Annotated in this window: 14 protein-coding genes; 6 read left to right on the forward strand and 8 right to left on the reverse strand. The window is 72.6% G+C overall.

Annotated features, from left to right (window positions below):
* Positions 1–82: 82 nt before the first annotated feature.
* Together ACFWPQ_RS03920 and ACFWPQ_RS03925 are read right to left on the reverse strand one after the other, a co-directional pair.
* A complete protein-coding gene (locus ACFWPQ_RS03920) occupies positions 83–1,417 on the reverse strand; it encodes a polysialyltransferase family glycosyltransferase (protein WP_384029648.1) in 1,335 nt (444 codons plus the stop codon).
* The gene (locus tag ACFWPQ_RS03925; protein ID WP_361283315.1) at positions 1,414–2,391 is read right to left on the reverse strand and encodes a glycosyltransferase family 2 protein; all 978 of its coding nucleotides are present in this window, start codon (positions 2,389–2,391) and stop codon (positions 1,414–1,416) included. Before ACFWPQ_RS03925 ends, ACFWPQ_RS03920 begins: the two co-directional genes overlap by 4 nt.
* 198 nt (positions 2,392–2,589) lie before the next feature.
* Here ACFWPQ_RS03925 and ACFWPQ_RS03930 point away from each other — a divergent pair, with 198 nt between their 5' ends.
* From ACFWPQ_RS03930 to ACFWPQ_RS03945, 4 genes are all read left to right on the forward strand, one after another.
* Positions 2,590–3,912: a DUF6716 putative glycosyltransferase gene (locus tag ACFWPQ_RS03930; protein WP_384029650.1), complete on the forward strand. Its 1,323-nt coding sequence runs from the start codon at positions 2,590–2,592 to the stop codon at positions 3,910–3,912.
* Between the two features lie 68 nt (positions 3,913–3,980).
* The gene (locus ACFWPQ_RS03935; protein WP_384029652.1) at positions 3,981–5,243 is read left to right on the forward strand and encodes a cytidylyltransferase domain-containing protein; all 1,263 of its coding nucleotides are present in this window, start codon (positions 3,981–3,983) and stop codon (positions 5,241–5,243) included.
* Positions 5,244–5,258: 15 nt separating this feature from the next.
* Positions 5,259–6,194 (forward strand): N-acetylneuraminate synthase family protein, encoded by a 936-nt coding sequence (locus ACFWPQ_RS03940; protein ID WP_217554169.1) that lies wholly within the window; start codon positions 5,259–5,261, stop codon positions 6,192–6,194.
* Between the two features lie 38 nt (positions 6,195–6,232).
* Positions 6,233–7,372 (forward strand): hypothetical protein, encoded by a 1,140-nt coding sequence (locus tag ACFWPQ_RS03945; protein ID WP_384029654.1) that lies wholly within the window; start codon positions 6,233–6,235, stop codon positions 7,370–7,372.
* Between the two features lie 169 nt (positions 7,373–7,541).
* On the opposite strand, the gene ACFWPQ_RS03950 is transcribed toward ACFWPQ_RS03945, so the two are convergent.
* The 3 genes from ACFWPQ_RS03950 to ACFWPQ_RS03960 all read right to left on the reverse strand — a co-directional run bounded on the left by ACFWPQ_RS03950 (position 7,542) and on the right by ACFWPQ_RS03960 (position 12,228).
* Entirely contained in the window at positions 7,542–9,002 is a 1,461-nt protein-coding gene (locus ACFWPQ_RS03950) for an aldehyde dehydrogenase family protein (protein ID WP_384029656.1), read from the reverse strand.
* Entirely contained in the window at positions 8,999–10,630 is a 1,632-nt protein-coding gene (locus tag ACFWPQ_RS03955) for a thiamine pyrophosphate-dependent enzyme (protein WP_384029658.1), read from the reverse strand. The genes ACFWPQ_RS03950 and ACFWPQ_RS03955 overlap by 4 nt, the downstream gene beginning before the upstream one ends.
* A 104-nt stretch (positions 10,631–10,734) precedes the next feature.
* Positions 10,735–12,228: an MFS transporter gene (locus ACFWPQ_RS03960; RefSeq protein ID WP_384029660.1), complete on the reverse strand. Its 1,494-nt coding sequence runs from the start codon at positions 12,226–12,228 to the stop codon at positions 10,735–10,737.
* 118 nt (positions 12,229–12,346) lie between these two features.
* Between ACFWPQ_RS03960 and ACFWPQ_RS03965 the strand changes: the two genes are divergently transcribed.
* A complete protein-coding gene (locus ACFWPQ_RS03965; RefSeq protein ID WP_384029662.1) occupies positions 12,347–13,114 on the forward strand; it encodes an IclR family transcriptional regulator in 768 nt (255 codons plus the stop codon).
* A gap of 20 nt (positions 13,115–13,134) precedes the next feature.
* Here ACFWPQ_RS03965 and ACFWPQ_RS03970 read toward each other — a convergent pair whose 3' ends face one another.
* From ACFWPQ_RS03970 to ACFWPQ_RS03980, 3 genes are all read right to left on the reverse strand, one after another.
* Positions 13,135–14,133, reverse strand: a complete 999-nt coding sequence (locus ACFWPQ_RS03970; RefSeq protein ID WP_384029664.1) for an NAD(P)-dependent alcohol dehydrogenase — start codon at positions 14,131–14,133, stop codon at positions 13,135–13,137.
* Positions 14,134–14,235: 102 nt separating this feature from the next.
* On the reverse strand, positions 14,236–14,928 hold the full coding sequence (locus ACFWPQ_RS03975; protein ID WP_384030074.1) for a TetR/AcrR family transcriptional regulator C-terminal domain-containing protein: 693 nt from the start codon (positions 14,926–14,928) through the stop codon (positions 14,236–14,238).
* Positions 14,929–15,007: 79 nt separating this feature from the next.
* Entirely contained in the window at positions 15,008–16,021 is a 1,014-nt protein-coding gene (locus tag ACFWPQ_RS03980; RefSeq protein ID WP_384029666.1) for an aldo/keto reductase, read from the reverse strand.
* Positions 16,022–16,108: 87 nt separating this feature from the next.
* Between ACFWPQ_RS03980 and ACFWPQ_RS03985 the strand changes: the two genes are divergently transcribed.
* A complete protein-coding gene (locus ACFWPQ_RS03985) occupies positions 16,109–17,002 on the forward strand; it encodes an AraC family transcriptional regulator N-terminal domain-containing protein (RefSeq protein WP_384029668.1) in 894 nt (297 codons plus the stop codon).
* The last annotated feature ends 44 nt before the right edge of the window (positions 17,003–17,046 follow it).

Consider the following 17,046-nt stretch of genomic DNA (forward strand, 5'->3'; position numbering starts at 1 on the left):
AGCGCCCCAAAGGGGCGCGGGGAACTGCGCGACCAGCCACAACGGCGCCGCGGACGACACGACAAGGCGCTTAGGGCGGAACTTACCGCCGCACAACCCGCCGCAGGTTCCGCGCCTTACGCGCCATCCGGCGCACCGTCGCGTTCCGCAGCGGGAACGACAGCTGCGCCGGCACCCCGCCGGGCAGCCCGAGCGAGGTCAGTCGCTTGCGCTTGAAGTAGCGGATGGTGGTGTCGTTCAGGTGCTTGGTCAGGTAGCGCTCGGTCTCCGCGCGCAGCTGCGGATGGATCCTCGGCTGCATCGCGAAGCCCACCGCCCGGACCAGGTCGCCGAGCTGCTCGACGCTCAGCAGCGGACGCTGTTCCTCGACCGCCTTGCGGTCCGTGAGCTCGGGGATCAGCGCGTCGACGACGGTGACCGGGATCCGGTTGCTGTTCTCGAACGGGGTGAGCTTGTCGAGGAGCGTGTCGGTGCCGATGCGTGCGGTCGGCAGGCCGTACAGCGCGGACGCGGTGAGCAGCGCGGTGGAGAAGCAGCCGACGACCAGGGCCGGACGCATCCGCTGGTAGAGCACCTCGGCGAGGACCGTGGTGTCCAGCACCGTGAGGTCGACCTTGAGCTTCTCGGCCTCCTGCTCCAGGGTGCGGGCGAACCGGGCCGGGGCGGAGGGGTGCGGCTTGAACACGACCTTGGTGTGGCCGAGTTCGACGGCGCCCTTGAGCATCCGGACGTGCAGGTTCTCCTCCTGCTCGGCGGAGAGGATGCCGAGCGCGGAGAGGTACTGGCCGAGCAGCAGGGCCGGTTCCTCGATCTCGGGCAGCTCGTCGCCGCTGGGGGAGAGTTCGGCGAGCACCTTGGTGAACGCCGGGGTCGGCACGACCTCGCCGGGGACGCCGAACTCGGTGAGCAGCATCGGCTGCAGGCCCGGCACCAGGTCGAGGTGGAGGACCCGGTCGACGCGGGTGCCGACCAGGGGGTCGATCTTGTTGCGGGTCGGGCCGTAGCTCATCAGGCCGTCGGCGTAGACCGTGACCGGGGCGCCGGTGAAGATCTGGGTGAGGCTCTGCGAGGGGTTGACCTGGATCGACTCGACGGCGAACTCGACGTCGTCGTCGCCCAGCTGCCACTCGTGGCGCAGGAAGCGTTCCCACAGCGGGAAGTCCTCCAGGCGCGGGGCCCAGCCGCCGGGGTGGAACGGGAAGATCGTCTCGTTGTACGAGATCACGTCGTCGAAGCGGTCGCGCAGCCGCTCGAAGCCGGGCGCCTCGTCCAGGCCCGGGGTGGTCTCGGGGGTCGCCGCGTTGTTGCAGACCAGCAGGATGCGCCGGTCGGCCGGGCGGAAGGCGCCGGAGTCCAGGGCGGCGGCCAGGGTGGCCGTGCCGTAGAGGGTGGACGCCTGGAAGATCTGGGTGGTCACGCGGCGGCTCCCGCGGGGGCGGGACGGCGGCGCAGCCGGCGCAGCTTGGTGGCGCGCTGGAGGTCCATGGAGTCCAGGGCCTCGTCCAGCACGTCCTGCGGCATCCGCCGCAGTGCGGCCGCACTCATGGATTTCAGCTTCTTCGCCACCGCGGGCTCGAACCTTTCGATGGATCCCAGGTGATGGGAAATGATGGCGCAATACGTGCGGACGGCCTTCGGCAGGAGATCCTTCGCGTCGGCGTCCTGTGCCGTTTCCTCGATCACCTGGTCGAACGCGCGAATGAAATCGAGCTGACGGACGTCGCCGATCTGCGTGAGTGAAGAGGCTACGCCACGCCGGTAGAAGACGCCGAGCAGGTTCACCGCCGCGAAGGACTCGGCCTCCCGGTGCAGCTTCCAGATCCACGGCCGGTCCTCGGCCGTACGCAGTCCGTCCGTGAAATGGACGAGTCCCTTGTCCACCAGACGGCGGTGATAGACGCCCGCCCACGCGTAGGCGTAGTCGACGGAGGTGGACCGGTCGGCGGGCAGGATGGCCTCCCGCGGGTTCATCACGACGTTGCGGCGGCCGACCGGCACCCGGGTCACGGACCGGGCGCGCGCGGTGCACTGCACATGGTCGGTGCGGACGAAGTCGCAGTTCAGCGACTCGATCGCGGCGACGAGCTGCGGGTAGTAGCCCGGTGCCAGCCAGTCGTCGCCGTCCAGGAAGGTCACGTACTCGCCGCGCGCTCTGTCGATGCCGGTGTTGCGCGCGGTGGCCAGCCCCCCGTTCTGCTCGTGTCTGACATGGACCGCGCCTGGGAGCTCGCGCTCGGCTCGCGCGAGAATCTCTGGTGTCCCGTCGGTCGAGCAGTCGTCGACGAGAATGAATTCGAAGTCCTCACGCGCGTTCGCGCGCAGGCTCCTCAGGGTGTCGGGCGCGTATTGCTGCACGTTGTAGAACGGCACGATGACGGAGAGCTTGACCACGTGGGGGACGTTAGAGGAGCGTCCGTCGTGCGTCTTGACCGCCGCCTTGATACGAGGTGAACGACGTGTGGCGAAGTCATGAACCAGGGCTTTTTGATGGGCAATCCTGGGCTGGTTCGCCATTCGGCGACGTGTTGTTAACCTTTTGTTGGATTCGGGTTCGGGAGTTCCTCGGAATGGCTTCCTAGCGTCTTCGACGTGCCAGCAAGTGCAACGAAGTCCCTGCGAGTGGCGGTCCTGGCGGATTCCGATACTCGGTGGAAGTGGGGGGCGCTCACCGCGAAGCGTCTGATTCCCAACGAAACCGACCATTCGGACGTCCGGCTCGACGGTTACCTCCTGCGCGGCCGTGCCACCCCCACCGCCCGCCAGCTCCAGGAGGTCGGCGTCCACGCGGACTCGCTCCGCGAAGTGACGGCCGTCGAGTTCCTGAGAGACATGGAACAGCAGTCGTACGACATCCTCGTCCTCTCCCTCGTCGGCGGCGGGACGCAGGCCATGCTGCACGGGCTGCGCAGCGCCTGGGCCGGCCGGGAGAAGCGGCCCGTCGTCGTCACCGGCTATGTCGGCGTCGTCTACGAGAAGCTCGCCGACGGCCTGCTGCTGCGGCACGGCGCGGACCTCGTCCTCGCCAACTCCCGCCAGGACGCGGACCGGTTCCGGGCGGTGTACGACGGGGTCGGCGCCGACTCCTCGTCGGTGACCGAGGTCGCGCTGCCGTTCCTCGGCGGGGCGCCCTACGAGGGCGAACACGACCCGTACACCGTGGTCTTCGCCGCTCAGCCCTCGGTCCCGGACAGCCGCAAGGACCGTACCTACCTGCTCAACCGGCTGATCCAGCACGCCCGCAAGCACCCCGAGCGGGAAGTGCTGCTCAAACTGCGCTCCAAGCCCGGCGAGCACACCACCCACATCGAGGAACTGCCGTACCAGAAGCTGGTCCAGGGCAAGGACGTGCCCGCCAACTTCCGGCTGGTCTACGGCCACATGGGCGAGGTGCTCGACCGCACCGACCTCCTGGTCACGATGAGCTCGACGGCCGCCCTGGAGTCCCTGCACCGCCGGATCCCGACCGTGGTCCTCACCGACCTCGGCATCCGCGAGGCGCTCGGCAACCACCACTTCGTCGGCTCCGGCTGCCTCGCCTCCTGGGACCAGCTCGACGCCGGACACCGCCCGGTGCCCGACGCCGAGTGGGTCTCACGGCAGGGCGTCGTCGCCGACGGCAGCTACGCCACCGCCTTCGACGCGGGCCGCGAGCGCATCGCGAAGCTGCTCGCACGGCCCGGCGGGCTGCCGCCCCTGAACCCGTACTACACACCCGAGACCGCGTCCGGTTACCTGCCCGGCATCCTGGCCCGCCACCACCTCGGCCCCGACGGCGTCCCGCTTCCGGGCGCGCCCGCCGCCGACAAGGCCCCGGGCGCCGTCCGCCAGATCGTGCGCCGGGCCGCACGCGGCGCCTACCGCCACGGCGTCCAGCGGGTGGCCCCCGTGATCCGACGAATGGGAGAGCTGTGAGCGACCGGATCCCGCACCAGGCGCAGTCAGAGCCGTCTGCGCCCGTGCCTGCCGAAGGAACAGAGCCGATGTCCCACCCCGAAGGGGCCGCAGTGCCCCGCGTCCTCGCCGTGATCCCCGCCCGGGGCGGCTCCAAGGGCGTGCCCGCGAAGAACCTCGCCCCGGTCGGCGGCGTCCCGCTGGTCGCCCGCGCCGTCCGCGAGTGCGTCGCCTCCCGCCTGGTCACCGACGTGGTCGTCTCCACCGACGACCAGGCGATCGCCGCGGCCGCCCGCTCCGCCGGCGCCGAGGTCGTGCTGCGCCCCGCCGCCATCGCCGGCGACACCGCCACCTCCGAGGCCGCCGTCCTGCACGCCATGGACGCCCACGAGGCGCTGCACGGCGCCACGGTCGACGTGGTCCTGCTCGTGCAGTGCACCAGCCCGTTCATCGTCCGCGAGGACATCGACGGGGTGGTCGGCGCGATCGTCGAGAACGGCGCCGACACGGCCCTGACCGTCGCCCCCTTCCACGGCTTCGTCTGGCGCGACGAGGTGCACGCCCCGGTGCCGGTACCGGCTGTCGGTGACGCCGACGAGGCGTCCGCCAGCGGCGGCTTCGGCGTCAACCACGACAAGTCGTTCCGCCCGCGCCGCCAGGACCGCCCGCAGGACTTCCTGGAGACCGGCGCCGCCTACGCGATGCGCGCCGACGGCTTCCGCGAGCACCAGCACCGCTTCTTCGGCCACACCGAACTGGTGCGGACCGACCCCGCGCGCGTCCTGGAGATCGACGACCACCACGAGCTCGCGCGCGCCCGCGCCCTGGCCCCGCTCTTCGACGCGGACCGCCCCGGCGCGCTCCCGACCGCCGACGACGTCGACGCGGTCGTACTGGACTTCGACGGCACCCAGACCGACGACCGGGTGCTGATCGATGCCGATGGAAAGGAGTTCGTCTCCGTGCACCGCGGCGACGGACTCGGCATCGCCGCCCTGCGCAAGAGCGGGCTCAAGATGCTGGTCCTCTCCACGGAGCAGAACCCGGTCGTCGCCGCCCGGGCCCGGAAGCTACAGATTCCGGTCCTGCACGGCATCGACCGCAAGGACCTCGCACTGAAGCAGTGGTGCGAGGAGCAGGGCATCGCTCCCGAGCGCGTGCTCTACGTCGGAAACGACGTCAATGACCTCCCGTGCTTCGCCGTCGCCGGCTGGCCCGTGGCGGTCGCGAGCGCCCACGACGTCGTACGCGGCGCCGCACGCGCGGTCACCACCCTCCCCGGCGGTGACGGCGCGATCCGAGAGATCGCCAGCTGGATCCTCGGCCCCTCTCTCGATTCCCTCCCGAAGTAAGGACACCCCACAGTCATGAGCAACTCCCGTCTGCGCACGTTCGGTTCCCGTGAGGTCGGCCCCGGTCAGCCCGTCTACATCTGCGGCGAGATCGGCATCAACCACAACGGTGAGCTGGAGAACGCCTTCAAGCTGATCGACGTGGCCGCCGAGGCCGGCTGCGACGCCGTCAAGTTCCAGAAGCGCACCCCGGAGATCTGCACCCCGCGCGACCAGTGGGACATCGAGCGCGACACCCCCTGGGGCCGCATGACCTACATCGACTACCGCCACCGCGTGGAGTTCGGTGAGGACGAGTACCGCCAGATCGACGAGTACTGCAAGAGCAGGAACATCGCCTGGTTCGCCTCCCCGTGGGACACCGAGGCCGTCGCCTTCCTGGAGAAGTTCGACGTCCCCGCCCACAAGGTCGCCTCCGCGTCCCTCACGGACGACGAGCTCCTCAAGGCGCTGCGCGCCACCGGCCGCTCGGTCATCCTCTCCACCGGCATGTCCACCCCGAAGCAGATCCGCCACGCGGTCGAGGTCCTCGGCTCGGACAACATCCTGCTCTGCCACGCCACCTCCACCTACCCGGCGAAGGCCGAGGAGCTCAACCTCCGCGTGATCAACACGCTGGAGAAGGAGTACCCGAACGTCCCGATCGGCTACTCCGGCCACGAGACGGGCCTGCAGACCACCCTCGCCGCGGTCGCCCTGGGCGCCACCTTCGTCGAGCGTCACATCACCCTGGACCGCGCGATGTGGGGCTCCGACCAGGCCGCCTCCGTCGAGCCGCAGGGCCTGACCCGCCTGGTCCGCGACATCCGCACCATCTCGGCCTCCCTCGGCGACGGCGTCAAGAAGGTCTACGACTCCGAGCTCGGCCCGATGAAGAAGCTGCGCCGCGTCACCGGTGTCGTCGCCGAGGCGGAGATCGCCGCGGCCGCCGGCGAGCCGGTCCAGGTCTGACACCTCTGTTGTTACGACGACGGGACGGTCGTACGTCGATGAGCCCCCGCGCCGGGAACACCGGCCCCCACACACTCGCGTTCGTCGAGAGTCCGGTGCAGCTGCTGAACGTGCTGGAGTGGGCGCATGTCCATGCCCTGCGCGGGTCGGCGGACCCGATGCCGGCCGTACCCGGTCAGGTACGGCGCTCGGCATCCGGCATATCGGCACCCGGCGCGGAACTCACGATCGTCGTCCTGTCCCCGACGGACCCCATGACCCGGGGTCAGCTGCGCCGCATGGCGGACCTGGCCCGGGACGAGGGATACCGGGTCCGCTGGGAGGAAGCACGGGGCGGCACCACCGCCCCCTTCCAGACGATCGGCGGCCTGGCGGGCTCGCTGCGCCGGGCCGACCGCATCGTGATGGGAGACCCGTTCTCCCGCTACGTACAGCTGCTCCTGACCATCACCCGGGCCCGTGACCTGGTCGTGGTCGACGACGGCACGGCGACGATGGAGTTCGTCGCCCAGCTGGCGCGCGGCGAGCGCCTGGTCCGCTGGCACCGCAAGGGCGGCCGCCCCGGCGCGCGGGACCTGCTCTTCGCGCCGGTCTCCTCCTCCGCCCGCCGCCGCCTCACGCCGAGCGCCCGCCGACGCGTCGAGGTCTTCTCCTCCATGCCGATGACCGAGACCCCGGCGGGCGTCACGGTCACCGCGAACGACTTCGGCTGGACCCGCGCCCGCTTCGGCCCGCCGCGCATCACCAAGGGCGCCGACATGGTGGGCACCTCCCTGGTGGAGACGGGCGTCGTGGACGGCGACCGCTACCTGGAGGCCGTCCAGACCCTGGCCAAGGCGCACGGCGCGACCCGCTACTTCGCGCATCGCCGGGAGAGCACGGAGAAACTCCACCGCCTGGCGGTCGAGACGGGCCTGGAGATAGTCCGCCCGGACCTCCCCCTGGAACTGATCGCCCGCCGCGGCCCCATCGGCCGCACGATCCTGAGCTTCCCCTCGACCGTCGTCCACACCCTGCCCCTGGCCCTGGCGGGCACGGGCGTCCGCGTGGCCGTCTGCGACATCGACCCGACCTGGCTGACGGAGACCGCGTCACCGCGGGCGCAGGGGTTCCTGTCCGGGGTCACCGGGACGGCGAAGGACGTGCACCGGCTGGCGGCGGTCGCGGGCCCGGCGTAAGCGCTCCGCTGCAAGTGCCGCGATGTGCCGTCTGCCGACTGCGGCGCCGTCGTGGCTGGTCGCGCAGTTCCTCCCCCAGCCTTCGGCCGGGGGTACCCCCAGCGCCCCTTCGGGGGCGCTGCCGAACCGCAGCGGACTCCGCCGGACCCGCTTGGAGCGCTCAGCGGTCTCAGAACGGGTAGTGGGCGTGCTGGGTGGCGATCGTCACCCAGCGGGTGTTGGAGAACGCCTCGATGCCCCAGCGTCCGCCGAAGCGGCCGTAGCCGGAGGCCTGTACGCCGCCGAACGGGGCCTGGGGCTCGTCGGCGACGGACTGGTCGTTGACGTGCACGATGCCGGTGCGGACGCGCCGGGCCACGGCCAGCCCGCGGGTGGCGTTCTCGGTGATGATGCCGCAGGTCAGACCCTGGTCCGTGGCGTTGGCGAGGGCCACGGCCGTGTCGTCGTCGGGGAAGCTCTCGATGACGCAGACCGGGCCGAAGACCTCCGCGTGGTAGAGGTCCGCGGCCTCGGGCACGTCGGTGAGCACGGTCGCCGGGTGCAGCGCGCCCTCCGGTTCCCCGCCGCCGGCCAGCACCGTGGCCCCCTTCGCCACCGCGTCCCCGACCAGCCTCGCCACCCGGTGCGCGGACCGCGCGCTGACCAGCGGGCCGACGACGGTGCCCGGATCGTCCGGGTCGCCCGCCCGCAGCGAGGCGGCCTTCGCGGTGAACCTGCGGGTGAACTCGTCCGCCAGTGACTCGTGGACCAGGACGCGGTCGCCGGACATGCAGATCTGCCCGGAGTTCATGAACACGCTGAAGGCGACCGCGTCGACCGCGTAGTCCACGTCCGCGTCCGCCAGCACGATCACCGCGTTCTTGCCGCCCAACTCCAGTACGGCGGGCTTGAGATGGCGGGCCGCGTGACCGCCGATGATCCGGCCGACCTCGGTGGACCCGGTGAAGTTCACCGCCCGCACCCGCGGGTCGGAGATGAGCATCTCGGCGATCTCGGGCGCGTCCTCGCGGGCGTTGGTGACCACGTTGAGCACGCCGTCGGGCAGCCCGGCCGCCCGCAGCACGTCGGCCACCAGCAGCCCGCAGGCGATCGGCGCGTCCTCACTCGGTTTCACCACCACCGTGTTCCCGGCCGCCAGCGGCGCCGCCACCGCCCGGATCCCGAGGATGACCGGCGCGTTCCACGGCGCGAACGCGGCGACCACGCCCAGCGGTTCGCGCACCGCCAGGCCCAGTGCACCCTGCTCCTGCGCGCTCAGCACCTCCCCGCGCGGGGCGGTGATCGCGGCCGCCGCCTCGCGCAGGATGTTCGCGCCGAGGGCGACGTTGAAGTACGCCCAGGGGCGGGTGCCGCCGGCCTCCTGGGCCATCAGCCCGGCCACCTCCTCGGCCCGCGCGTCCAGCAGGTCGGCGGCCCTGAGGAAGATCGCCCGGCGGGCGAAGGGCGCCAGCTCCGCCCACTCGGCGAAGGCGGCCTGGGCGGCGTCCACGGCCCGTCGTACGTCCTCGGGACCGGCGGCGGCGACGGTCGCGTACACCTCGCCGGTGTACGGGTTGATGTCCTCCTCGGTACGGCCGGACGCGGCGGGCACGTCCTTGCCGCCGATGAACAGGTCACGGGTGACGGTCATGCGAGCTCCTCGGGTGCGGGGTGTGAGCCGGGTGCGAGCGGCCGGTCGGGGCGTACGGCCACTTCCAGCAGGAGTGGTTCGGTGCGGTGCGCCAGGTCGGGCAGGAGTGCGTCGAGTTCGGCGAGCAGGGCGGGCCCGTCGGTCACCCGGCGGGCCGGGCAGCCCAGTGAACGGGCCAGCCCGCAGACGCTGATCTCCTCGAAGGCCGGCCAGGGCGGCTTGCCGCCGTGCCGGTCGGCGAGCTGGTCCATGACCGCGTAGCGGCCGTTGGCCAGGACGACGAAGAGGGCGCCGACGCCGTAGTGGGCCGCCGTCCACAGGGACTGGATCTGGTAGAGCGAGGATCCGTCGCCGACGACCGCGACCACCGGCCGTTCCGGAGCGGCCATCCGGACCCCGATCGCGGCGGGCAGCGCGAAGCCGAGCCCGCCCTGCGCCGCGCTGAGGAAGCCGAGCGGCTGCCGGGCCGGTACCAGCGCGTGCAGGTCGGGGCGGCTGGACGGGGTCTCCTCCACCAGGACGGCGTCCGCCGGCAGCCGCTCGGCGAGGGCGGCCAGGACCTGTGCGGCCCGCAGGCCCTCGCCCGCGCGCGGCGGGCGGGGCGCGGCCGGGCGGCCGAGAACCGGCATCGGGGCCTCGGCACGGTCCCGCACACCGGCCGCCAGTTCGCCGCAGAACGCCGGCAGCGGCGCGACGACGGCCAGGCCGACGGGCGCGCGCTGCGCCTCGGCGGGATCGTCGGTCACCATCGCCCACCGCGTCCCGGCCCCGGCCAGCGGGCCGTCCTCGTACAGGTTCTGGCGCAGCACCGGAGCGCCGACGGCCAGCACCAGGTCGTACGGGGAGAGCGCGGCGCGCAGCGGCCCACGTTCGGCGGGCAGGTGCCCGGCGAACAGCGGGTGGTCCTGCGGGAATCCGGCGCGCGCCCCGAACGGCTCCTGCCACACCGGGCAGCGCAGCCGTTCGGCCAGCGCGGTGAGCGCCCGCCAGGTCGCCGCGTCGTCCGCGCCGGCTCCGACGACGAGCGCGGGACGGGCGGCCGCGTCCAGCAGGGCGGCCACCTCCCGGACCGCGCCGGCGTCGGCGCCGGTCGCCTGCCGCAGCACGCTGGGGGCGGGCACCGGGAGGTCGTCCGCGGGCTGCGCCCAGTCGTCCATCGGCACCACCACCAGCGCCGGGCCCCGCCCGATGCGCGCCGCGTGGGCCGCCCGGCCGATCGCGCCGGGGACGTCCTGGGCGCGCGCCGGGGTCTCCACCCGCACCGGATAGTCACCGGCCAGGCCCGCCAGCCGCCCGGCGAGGAAGGGCTCCTGGGCGAGGTGGCGGCGGTCCTGCTGGCCGACCAGTACCACCAGCGGAGCCCGGTTCTCCCGGGCGGTGGCCAGGGCGCCGACGGCGTTGCCCAGTCCGGCCGTGGTGTGGAGAAGGACCAGGGCGGGTTCCCGGCGGGCGACGGCCCAGCCGGTGGCGGCGCCGACCACCGACCCCTCGTGCAGGGCCAGCACGAAGTCCAGGTCGTCGGGCAGGTCGGTGAGCAGCGCCACCTCGGTCGAACCAGGGTTGGCGAACAGGGTGGTGAGGCCGTGCAGGCGCAGGACGTCGAAGGCGGCGTCTCGCACAGTTCGCATGGTGGGGGGTTCCTCTTTCGTGACGGGGTTCTCCGTGACGGGGTTCTCGGCGCCGGGACCGGGATCTCCGGCGCCGTGACACGGGTTTGCGGACGGGTCGGCCATCAGGCCGGCGTGCCGCCGCCGCGGCGCGGGTCGCGGACCGGTATCAGCAGGCAGAACCCGGCGACGATGATCGCGGCGTCCAGCCACACCGCCGCCGTCCAGCCGCCGGTCTGGTCGCGCAGCACCCCGCCGACGGCGGGCGACAGCACGGCGCCCGTCTCCCCGATGAGGTTCTGCATGCCGAAGGCCGAGCCGCGCAGCCGCGGCGGGGCGAGCTCGGCGGTGAGGGCGTGCCCGATGGGCTGCAGCGCGTTGAAGAACAGGCTCGCCGTGAACAGCAGCACCCCCATGACCAGCAGCGACGGCTTGCCCGCGGCGGCGAGGTACCAGGCGAACACCACGGTGAGCACGGCCTGTACGCCGGTGAAGGACAGCAGCATGGGCTTGCGCCCCCAGCCGCGGCGCACCGCGAGGTCCGAGAGCCACCCGCCGGCCGGGAAGCCGAGGATGCCGGCGCCCGCGTTGAAGCCGGCGGTCAGCGCGGCGCCGGCGAAGGAGGAGTGGGCGGCGCCCGCGACGATCGACACCGACCAGAAGCTGAAGAACCAGAGGTTCCACAGGATCGCGATGTACGAGAGGTAGATCAGGAAGAGGCTGCGGTTCCTCAGGACCGGCCCGAGCTCCTCACCCTTGCGGGCCAGGGCGAACAGCACCAGGCCGACGGCGAGGACGACCTCCAGCACGGCGATCCACAGGTCCGACAGCCCGGCCCGGGTGCCCACCAGATAGACGGCCATGATCAGGGCGAGGGAGACCGCGGAGTATCCGGCCAGGTGCAGCGTGGCGCGGCCCACCACGCGGGCGTCGAGGTCCTTGCGGAACCGCCAGGCGAGGGCGGCGGCCGCGAGCAGGGTGGCGGTGCCGAGGATGTAGAAGGTCATCCGCCAGGCGTCGACGTCGGGCAGCCACAGCTTGCCCAGGTCGATGAAGTTCGGGGTGAAGACGGTGGCGATGGTGATGCCGAGGGCCAGGCCGGTGATGACCACGCCCAGGCCGAGGCTGCGTTCGCGTTCCGGGGTCGTCTCGGTGATGACCGTGCGGTCGTTGGAGTAGTAGGCGCCTTCCCCGAGACCGGTGACGACGCGTACGACGATGAACGTCACGAGTCCGCCGATGAGCCCGGTGACGAGGGTGGCGACACCGGCCCAGACGAGGCTGACCACGATCAGCGTCCGGTGGCCGTACCGGTCGCCCAGGTAGCCGCCGGGGAACTGGGTGAGCATGTAGCCGGCGAAGAACAGCCCGCCGATCAGGCCGCCCAGCGCGAAGGGGCGGTCTGCGTCGGCGAGGAAGCCGACGTGGTTGTCGATCATCCAGGTGACGACGGGCCCGGTGACGGAGCGGTCGGCCGCGCTCACCGTCCAGCCGAGCATCAGCAGCAGCCACAGGCTGTGCCAGGGCTTGATCCTCCGGCCGGTCGCGCTCGCGTCGGCTGCTCGGTCCGGCTCGGCCGGTGCCACGGGGGGTGGGGTGTCTGCGGTTTCGGACTGCATGGCGGCTCTCCAGGGCGGGCGGGGACGGGCGGTGTCCTTCGTGGGCCCACCGTAGGAAGTACTCCCACTCTGCGGAACAATGCCGACTAGTATTTCTGCTATGCCGAAAAGCAACCCCGTGTCAGACACGTCCACCCGGGACCCCTACGGCGCCGCCTCCGTGGCCAACGCCCTGCGCACGCTGCTGTTCCTGCGCGGGCGCGAGTCCGTGCGGCTCACGGACGTCAGCGATCACCTGGGCATCGCGCGGTCGACGGCACACCGCCTGCTGTCCACCCTGCGCACGCACGGCTTCGTGGAGCAGGAACTCGGCGGTAAGCGCTACCGGCTCGGTCCCGCGCTGCTCGCGCTGGCGCGCGGCATGGTCGACGAACGCGCGCTGATCCGGGTCGCGCGCCCGCATCTGGAGGCGCTGCGCGAGGCCACCCAGGAGACGGCCAACCTGCTCGTCCTCGACGGGCCCGACGCCTTCTTCCTCGACGGGGTGGAAGGCCCGCGCACGCTGCGGGTCGCCGCGCGCACGGGCGATCATCTGGCCGCGTACGGCGCGGCCGGGGGCAAGGCGCTGCTCGCCGAACTGCCCCCCGAGACGGTGCGGATGCGCTACCCGCAGGGCCTCAGCCGCCTCACCCCCCACACCCTCCCCGACCTCGAAGCCCTCCTGGCCGACCTGGCGGTCAGCCGGGCCCGGGGATACGCCCTCAACTTCGACGAGAGCGTCACCGAGGTGCATGCGATCGGCATGCCGGTCCGGGACTCCGCCGGACTGTGCGTGGCCGCGGTCACCGTCTCGGCGCCGGGCACCCGGCTCGGGCACGCCGACATCGAGCCGCTTCTTCCGCCGCTGCGCACGGCCGCGACCGGGATCGCCGCCGGCCTGGGCTGACGACCGGGCCCGCGACCGCCTCACGCCACGCTGATCACGGCCTTGCCGCGCGCGTGCCCCTGCTCCACGTGCCGTACGGCCGCGGCCGTGTCCGCCAGCGGGTAGGTCCGGTCGACCACGGGGGCGAGCCGGCCGGCCTCGACGAGGGCGGTCACGGCGAGCAGGTCCTGGTGGACGGGCCCGTTCGGGACCGAGGGGACGAGCGGCCGCAGCCGCTGCCGGACGAACGGGTCGGCCGCGACGACCCGAAGCATCGAGCCCATCGCCCCGAAGACATGACCGGGCGAACCGCCGCCGTTGGCCACCAGCGTCCCGCGCGGGGCGAGGGCCCGGCGCAGCCGGTGGAGCGGACGGCCGCCCACGTTGTCGAGGATCAGGTCGTAGCGCTCGCCCCGGCCGGTGAAGTCCTCCCGCGTGTAGTCGACGACGTGCGCCGCGCCCAGCGAGCGCACCAGCTCGGCGTTGCGTGCGCTGCACACGGCGGTGACCTCGGCGCCGAGGTCCACGGCGATCTGCACGGCGAAGGTGCCGGTGCCGCCGCCCGCCCCGTTGACCAGCACCCGCTGCCCGGCCTCCGCCCGGCCCACGGTCCGGATCCCGCGCAGCGCGGTCACCGCCGCCATCGGCAGGGCCGCGGCCTCCTCGAAGGTGAGCCCGGTGGGCCCGGCGGGTTTCGGCACCAGCAGCTCGGGGGTGGTGCACGCGAACTCGGCGAAGGCGCCCGGACAGAAGCCCAGCACCTCGTCGCCGGGCCGCAGCCCGGCCACCCCGGCGCCGACCGCCGCCACCTCCCCGGCCGCGTCGATCCCGGCCACCCGGGACCTGGGCCGGGTCAGCCCGACACCTCCCAGCAGCCGTGCCACGTACGGGTCGCCGCGCAGCAGATGCCAGTCGTACGGATTGACGGCCGCCGCTCGCACCCGTACCAGCACCTGGCCCGGACCGGCCGTCGGCGACTCGATCTCCGCCGCCCGCAGCACGTCCGGCGGCCCGAACCGCTCCTGCACGATCGCCTTCATCGGGACCCCCCCCTTGCTCCCCCTGTGGTGTACGGCGTACACCCCCTTGAGGGCAAGGTAGGTGTACGGCGTACACCCGTCAAGGTTCCGGCAGACCGGGACTCAGGCCGCGGTCAGCAGCCGCTCAAGGCCGTCCAGCGTCAGGTCCAGGGCGAACTCGAACTCGAACTGGTCGTCGCAGCCGGAGCCGACGACCGACTCCGGGTCGTGGGTCACCGCCATGGCCAGCTCGGCGAGGTGCGGGAACCGCGCGGCCATCTCCTCGGCCGGCAACGCGTCCGCGTCCGGGGCCTGTCCGGGCCGGTCCTCGAACAGCTCCTGCGAGAAGCCCAGCAGCCGACTGCCCATCACATGCAGCGCGTGATGGACCAGCCCGATCGGGAACCCGCCGGCCCGGAAGATCCCGACCATCGAGTCCAGGTACGCCAACAGGGCCGGGGTGGGGGTGGTCCGCGCCTTCATCCGGGACTCGATGACCTCGGGCGCCCAGGGGTGGCGCAGCAGCATGCGGCGGGCCGACAGCACGCGGCGCCGTACGGCTTCCTTCCAGGCGATGCCGGGCGTCGGCGGATCGATCTCACCCACCAGGACGTCGATCATCCCGTCCAGCAGCTCGTTCTTGTTGGCCACGTGCTTGTACAGCGCCATGGGGACGACACCCAGCGCCTGCGCGATCCGGCGCATGCTGAGCGCGTCGACGCCCCCGTCGTCGGCGAGGGCGACGGCCGCGTCCAGGACCCGCGGCCGGCTCAGCGGCACCCGCGGCTGAGCGACGGCACCGGCCTGCCTGGCGATCTCGACCAACCCCTCTCACCGGCCCTGTGCCGAATCTACAGGGCCCGCCGAACGCGGGACGGCCTGCGGGGCGGCCAGCTCACCGCCAGGTCGGCATGGCCGCGGCCGGGTAGCGGGAACCGGCCGCACCCCGCGGCAGGATCTCCTGGATCCGGGCGAGGTCCCCGGGCGTCAGCTCGACGTACGCCGCGGCCACGTTCTCCTCGACCCGGTGCGGGCTGCGGGTGCCCGGGATGGGCACGATGTCGTCGCCCTGTGCGAGCAGCCAGGCCAGCGCCAGCTGGGTGACCGTGCAGCCCTTGCTCTCCGCCAGGGCGGTCAGCCGCTGCACCGCCGCGACGTTCTGCTCGTAGTTGCCGGGCCGCCAGCGCTCGTCCAGGGTGTGCCGCATGTCGTCGGCGTCGTACTCCGCGGCCGGCTTGACCGCGCCGGTGAGGAAGCCGCGCCCGAGCGGGGAGTACGGCACGAAACCGATGCCCAGTTCCCGGACCACGGGCAGCACCTCGGCCTCCACGGCCCGTTCGAACACCGAGTACTCGGTCTGGAGCACCGAGACGGGGTGGACGGCGTGGGCGCGGCGGATGGTCTCGGGCCCGGCCTCGCTCAGCCCGAAGTAGCGGACCTTGCCTTCGGCGATCAGTTCGCCGACCGTACCCGCCACGTCCTCGATGGGGACGTCGGGGTCCACGCGGTGCTGGTACAGCACGTCGATGCGGTCCGTGCCCAGGTGTCGGAGGCTGCTCTCGGTCACCTCCCGGATGTGCTCGGGACGGCTGTCCAGCGCGTGCCCGATCCGCGCCGGATCAGTGAGGTCGAAGCCGAACTTGGTCGCGATCAGGATCTCGTCGCGGTAGCCCTTCACCGCGCGCCCCAGCAGCTGCTCGTTGCTGCCGGTACCGAGGCCGTACAGCTCGGCCGTGTCGAAGAGGGTGACCCCCAGTTCATGGGCCCGGTGGAGGGTGGCGATGCTGCTCCGCTCGTCCGGGGTGCCGTACGCCATCGTCATGCCCATGGTGCCGAGACCGATCGCCCCGGCCGTGAGGCCCTGGGTGCCGAGGGTGCGCCGGGGAAGGTGTGAGGTGTGCTCTGTCATGCCGCCCACGCTAGGGACGAGCGGCCCGGGAAGCATGGGCCGTCGCTCGCATAGGATTGCCTGATCCTCTCAGGGACGGAGCGTGCTGTGCTGGACCGACTCGTCGCCGCCATCGACCGGCACTGTGTCGCGTCGGGCACGGACACCGCGGTTCCCCGGCTCTCCCTCGCCGCGGTCGACGAGCCCGTGGAGCCCGCGCACCTCCTCTACGAACCGGCGATCTGCTTCGTCGCCGACGGCACGAAACGCACCACCGCCGGCGACCTGGTCCGGGTCGCCCGCCCCGGCGAGATGCTGCTCACCACCATCGACCTGCCCGTCACCGCCGACCTGGAGCAGGTGCCGTACCGGTCCGCGTCCCTGCGTCTCGACAGTGAGGCGTTCACCGAACTGCTGGTGGAGCTGGACGAGGCGGCCCGCCCCGCCCCGGCGCCCACCGCCGCGCACGTCGCCGCGCCGATGCCCCCCGAACTCGCCGACGCGGTCACCCGCTGGGTCCAGCTCCTCGACGCCCCCGACGACATCCGCCCGCTCGCCGGCCGCATCGAGAGCGAGATCCTCTACCGGCTGCTGCGCAGCTCTCTCGGCCCCGTCCTGCGCCAGTGGTCACTGGCCGACTCCACCACGACCCGGGTGCGCGAGGTGGCCCGCTGGATCCGCGCCCGTTACGCGGAGCCGCTGACCATCGACGAGATCGCCGCGGTGGCACACATGAGCGCGGCCGGCCTGCACCGGCACTTCAAGGCGGCCACCGGCATGAGCCCGCTCAGGTACCAGAAACACCTGCGCCTCCAGGAGGCCCGGCGCCGCCTGGCCGTCGGCGACGCCACGGCCGCCCAGATCGCCCAGGCCGTCGGCTACGTCAGCCCCACCCAGTTCAACCGCGAGTACCGCACCGCCTACGGCCTCCCGCCGATCCAGGACGCGGCCCGCCTGCGCGCGGGACTGGCCCGGACCGGCCCCGCGCCGACGGGACTGTGACCGCGCTCACGTCTCCCGTCGTCACATCTCCCTCCCGGGGTCCG

The sequence above is a fragment of the Streptomyces sp. NPDC058464 genome (genome assembly GCF_042721035.1).
Taxonomy (GTDB): Bacteria; Actinomycetota; Actinomycetes; order Streptomycetales; family Streptomycetaceae; genus Streptomyces.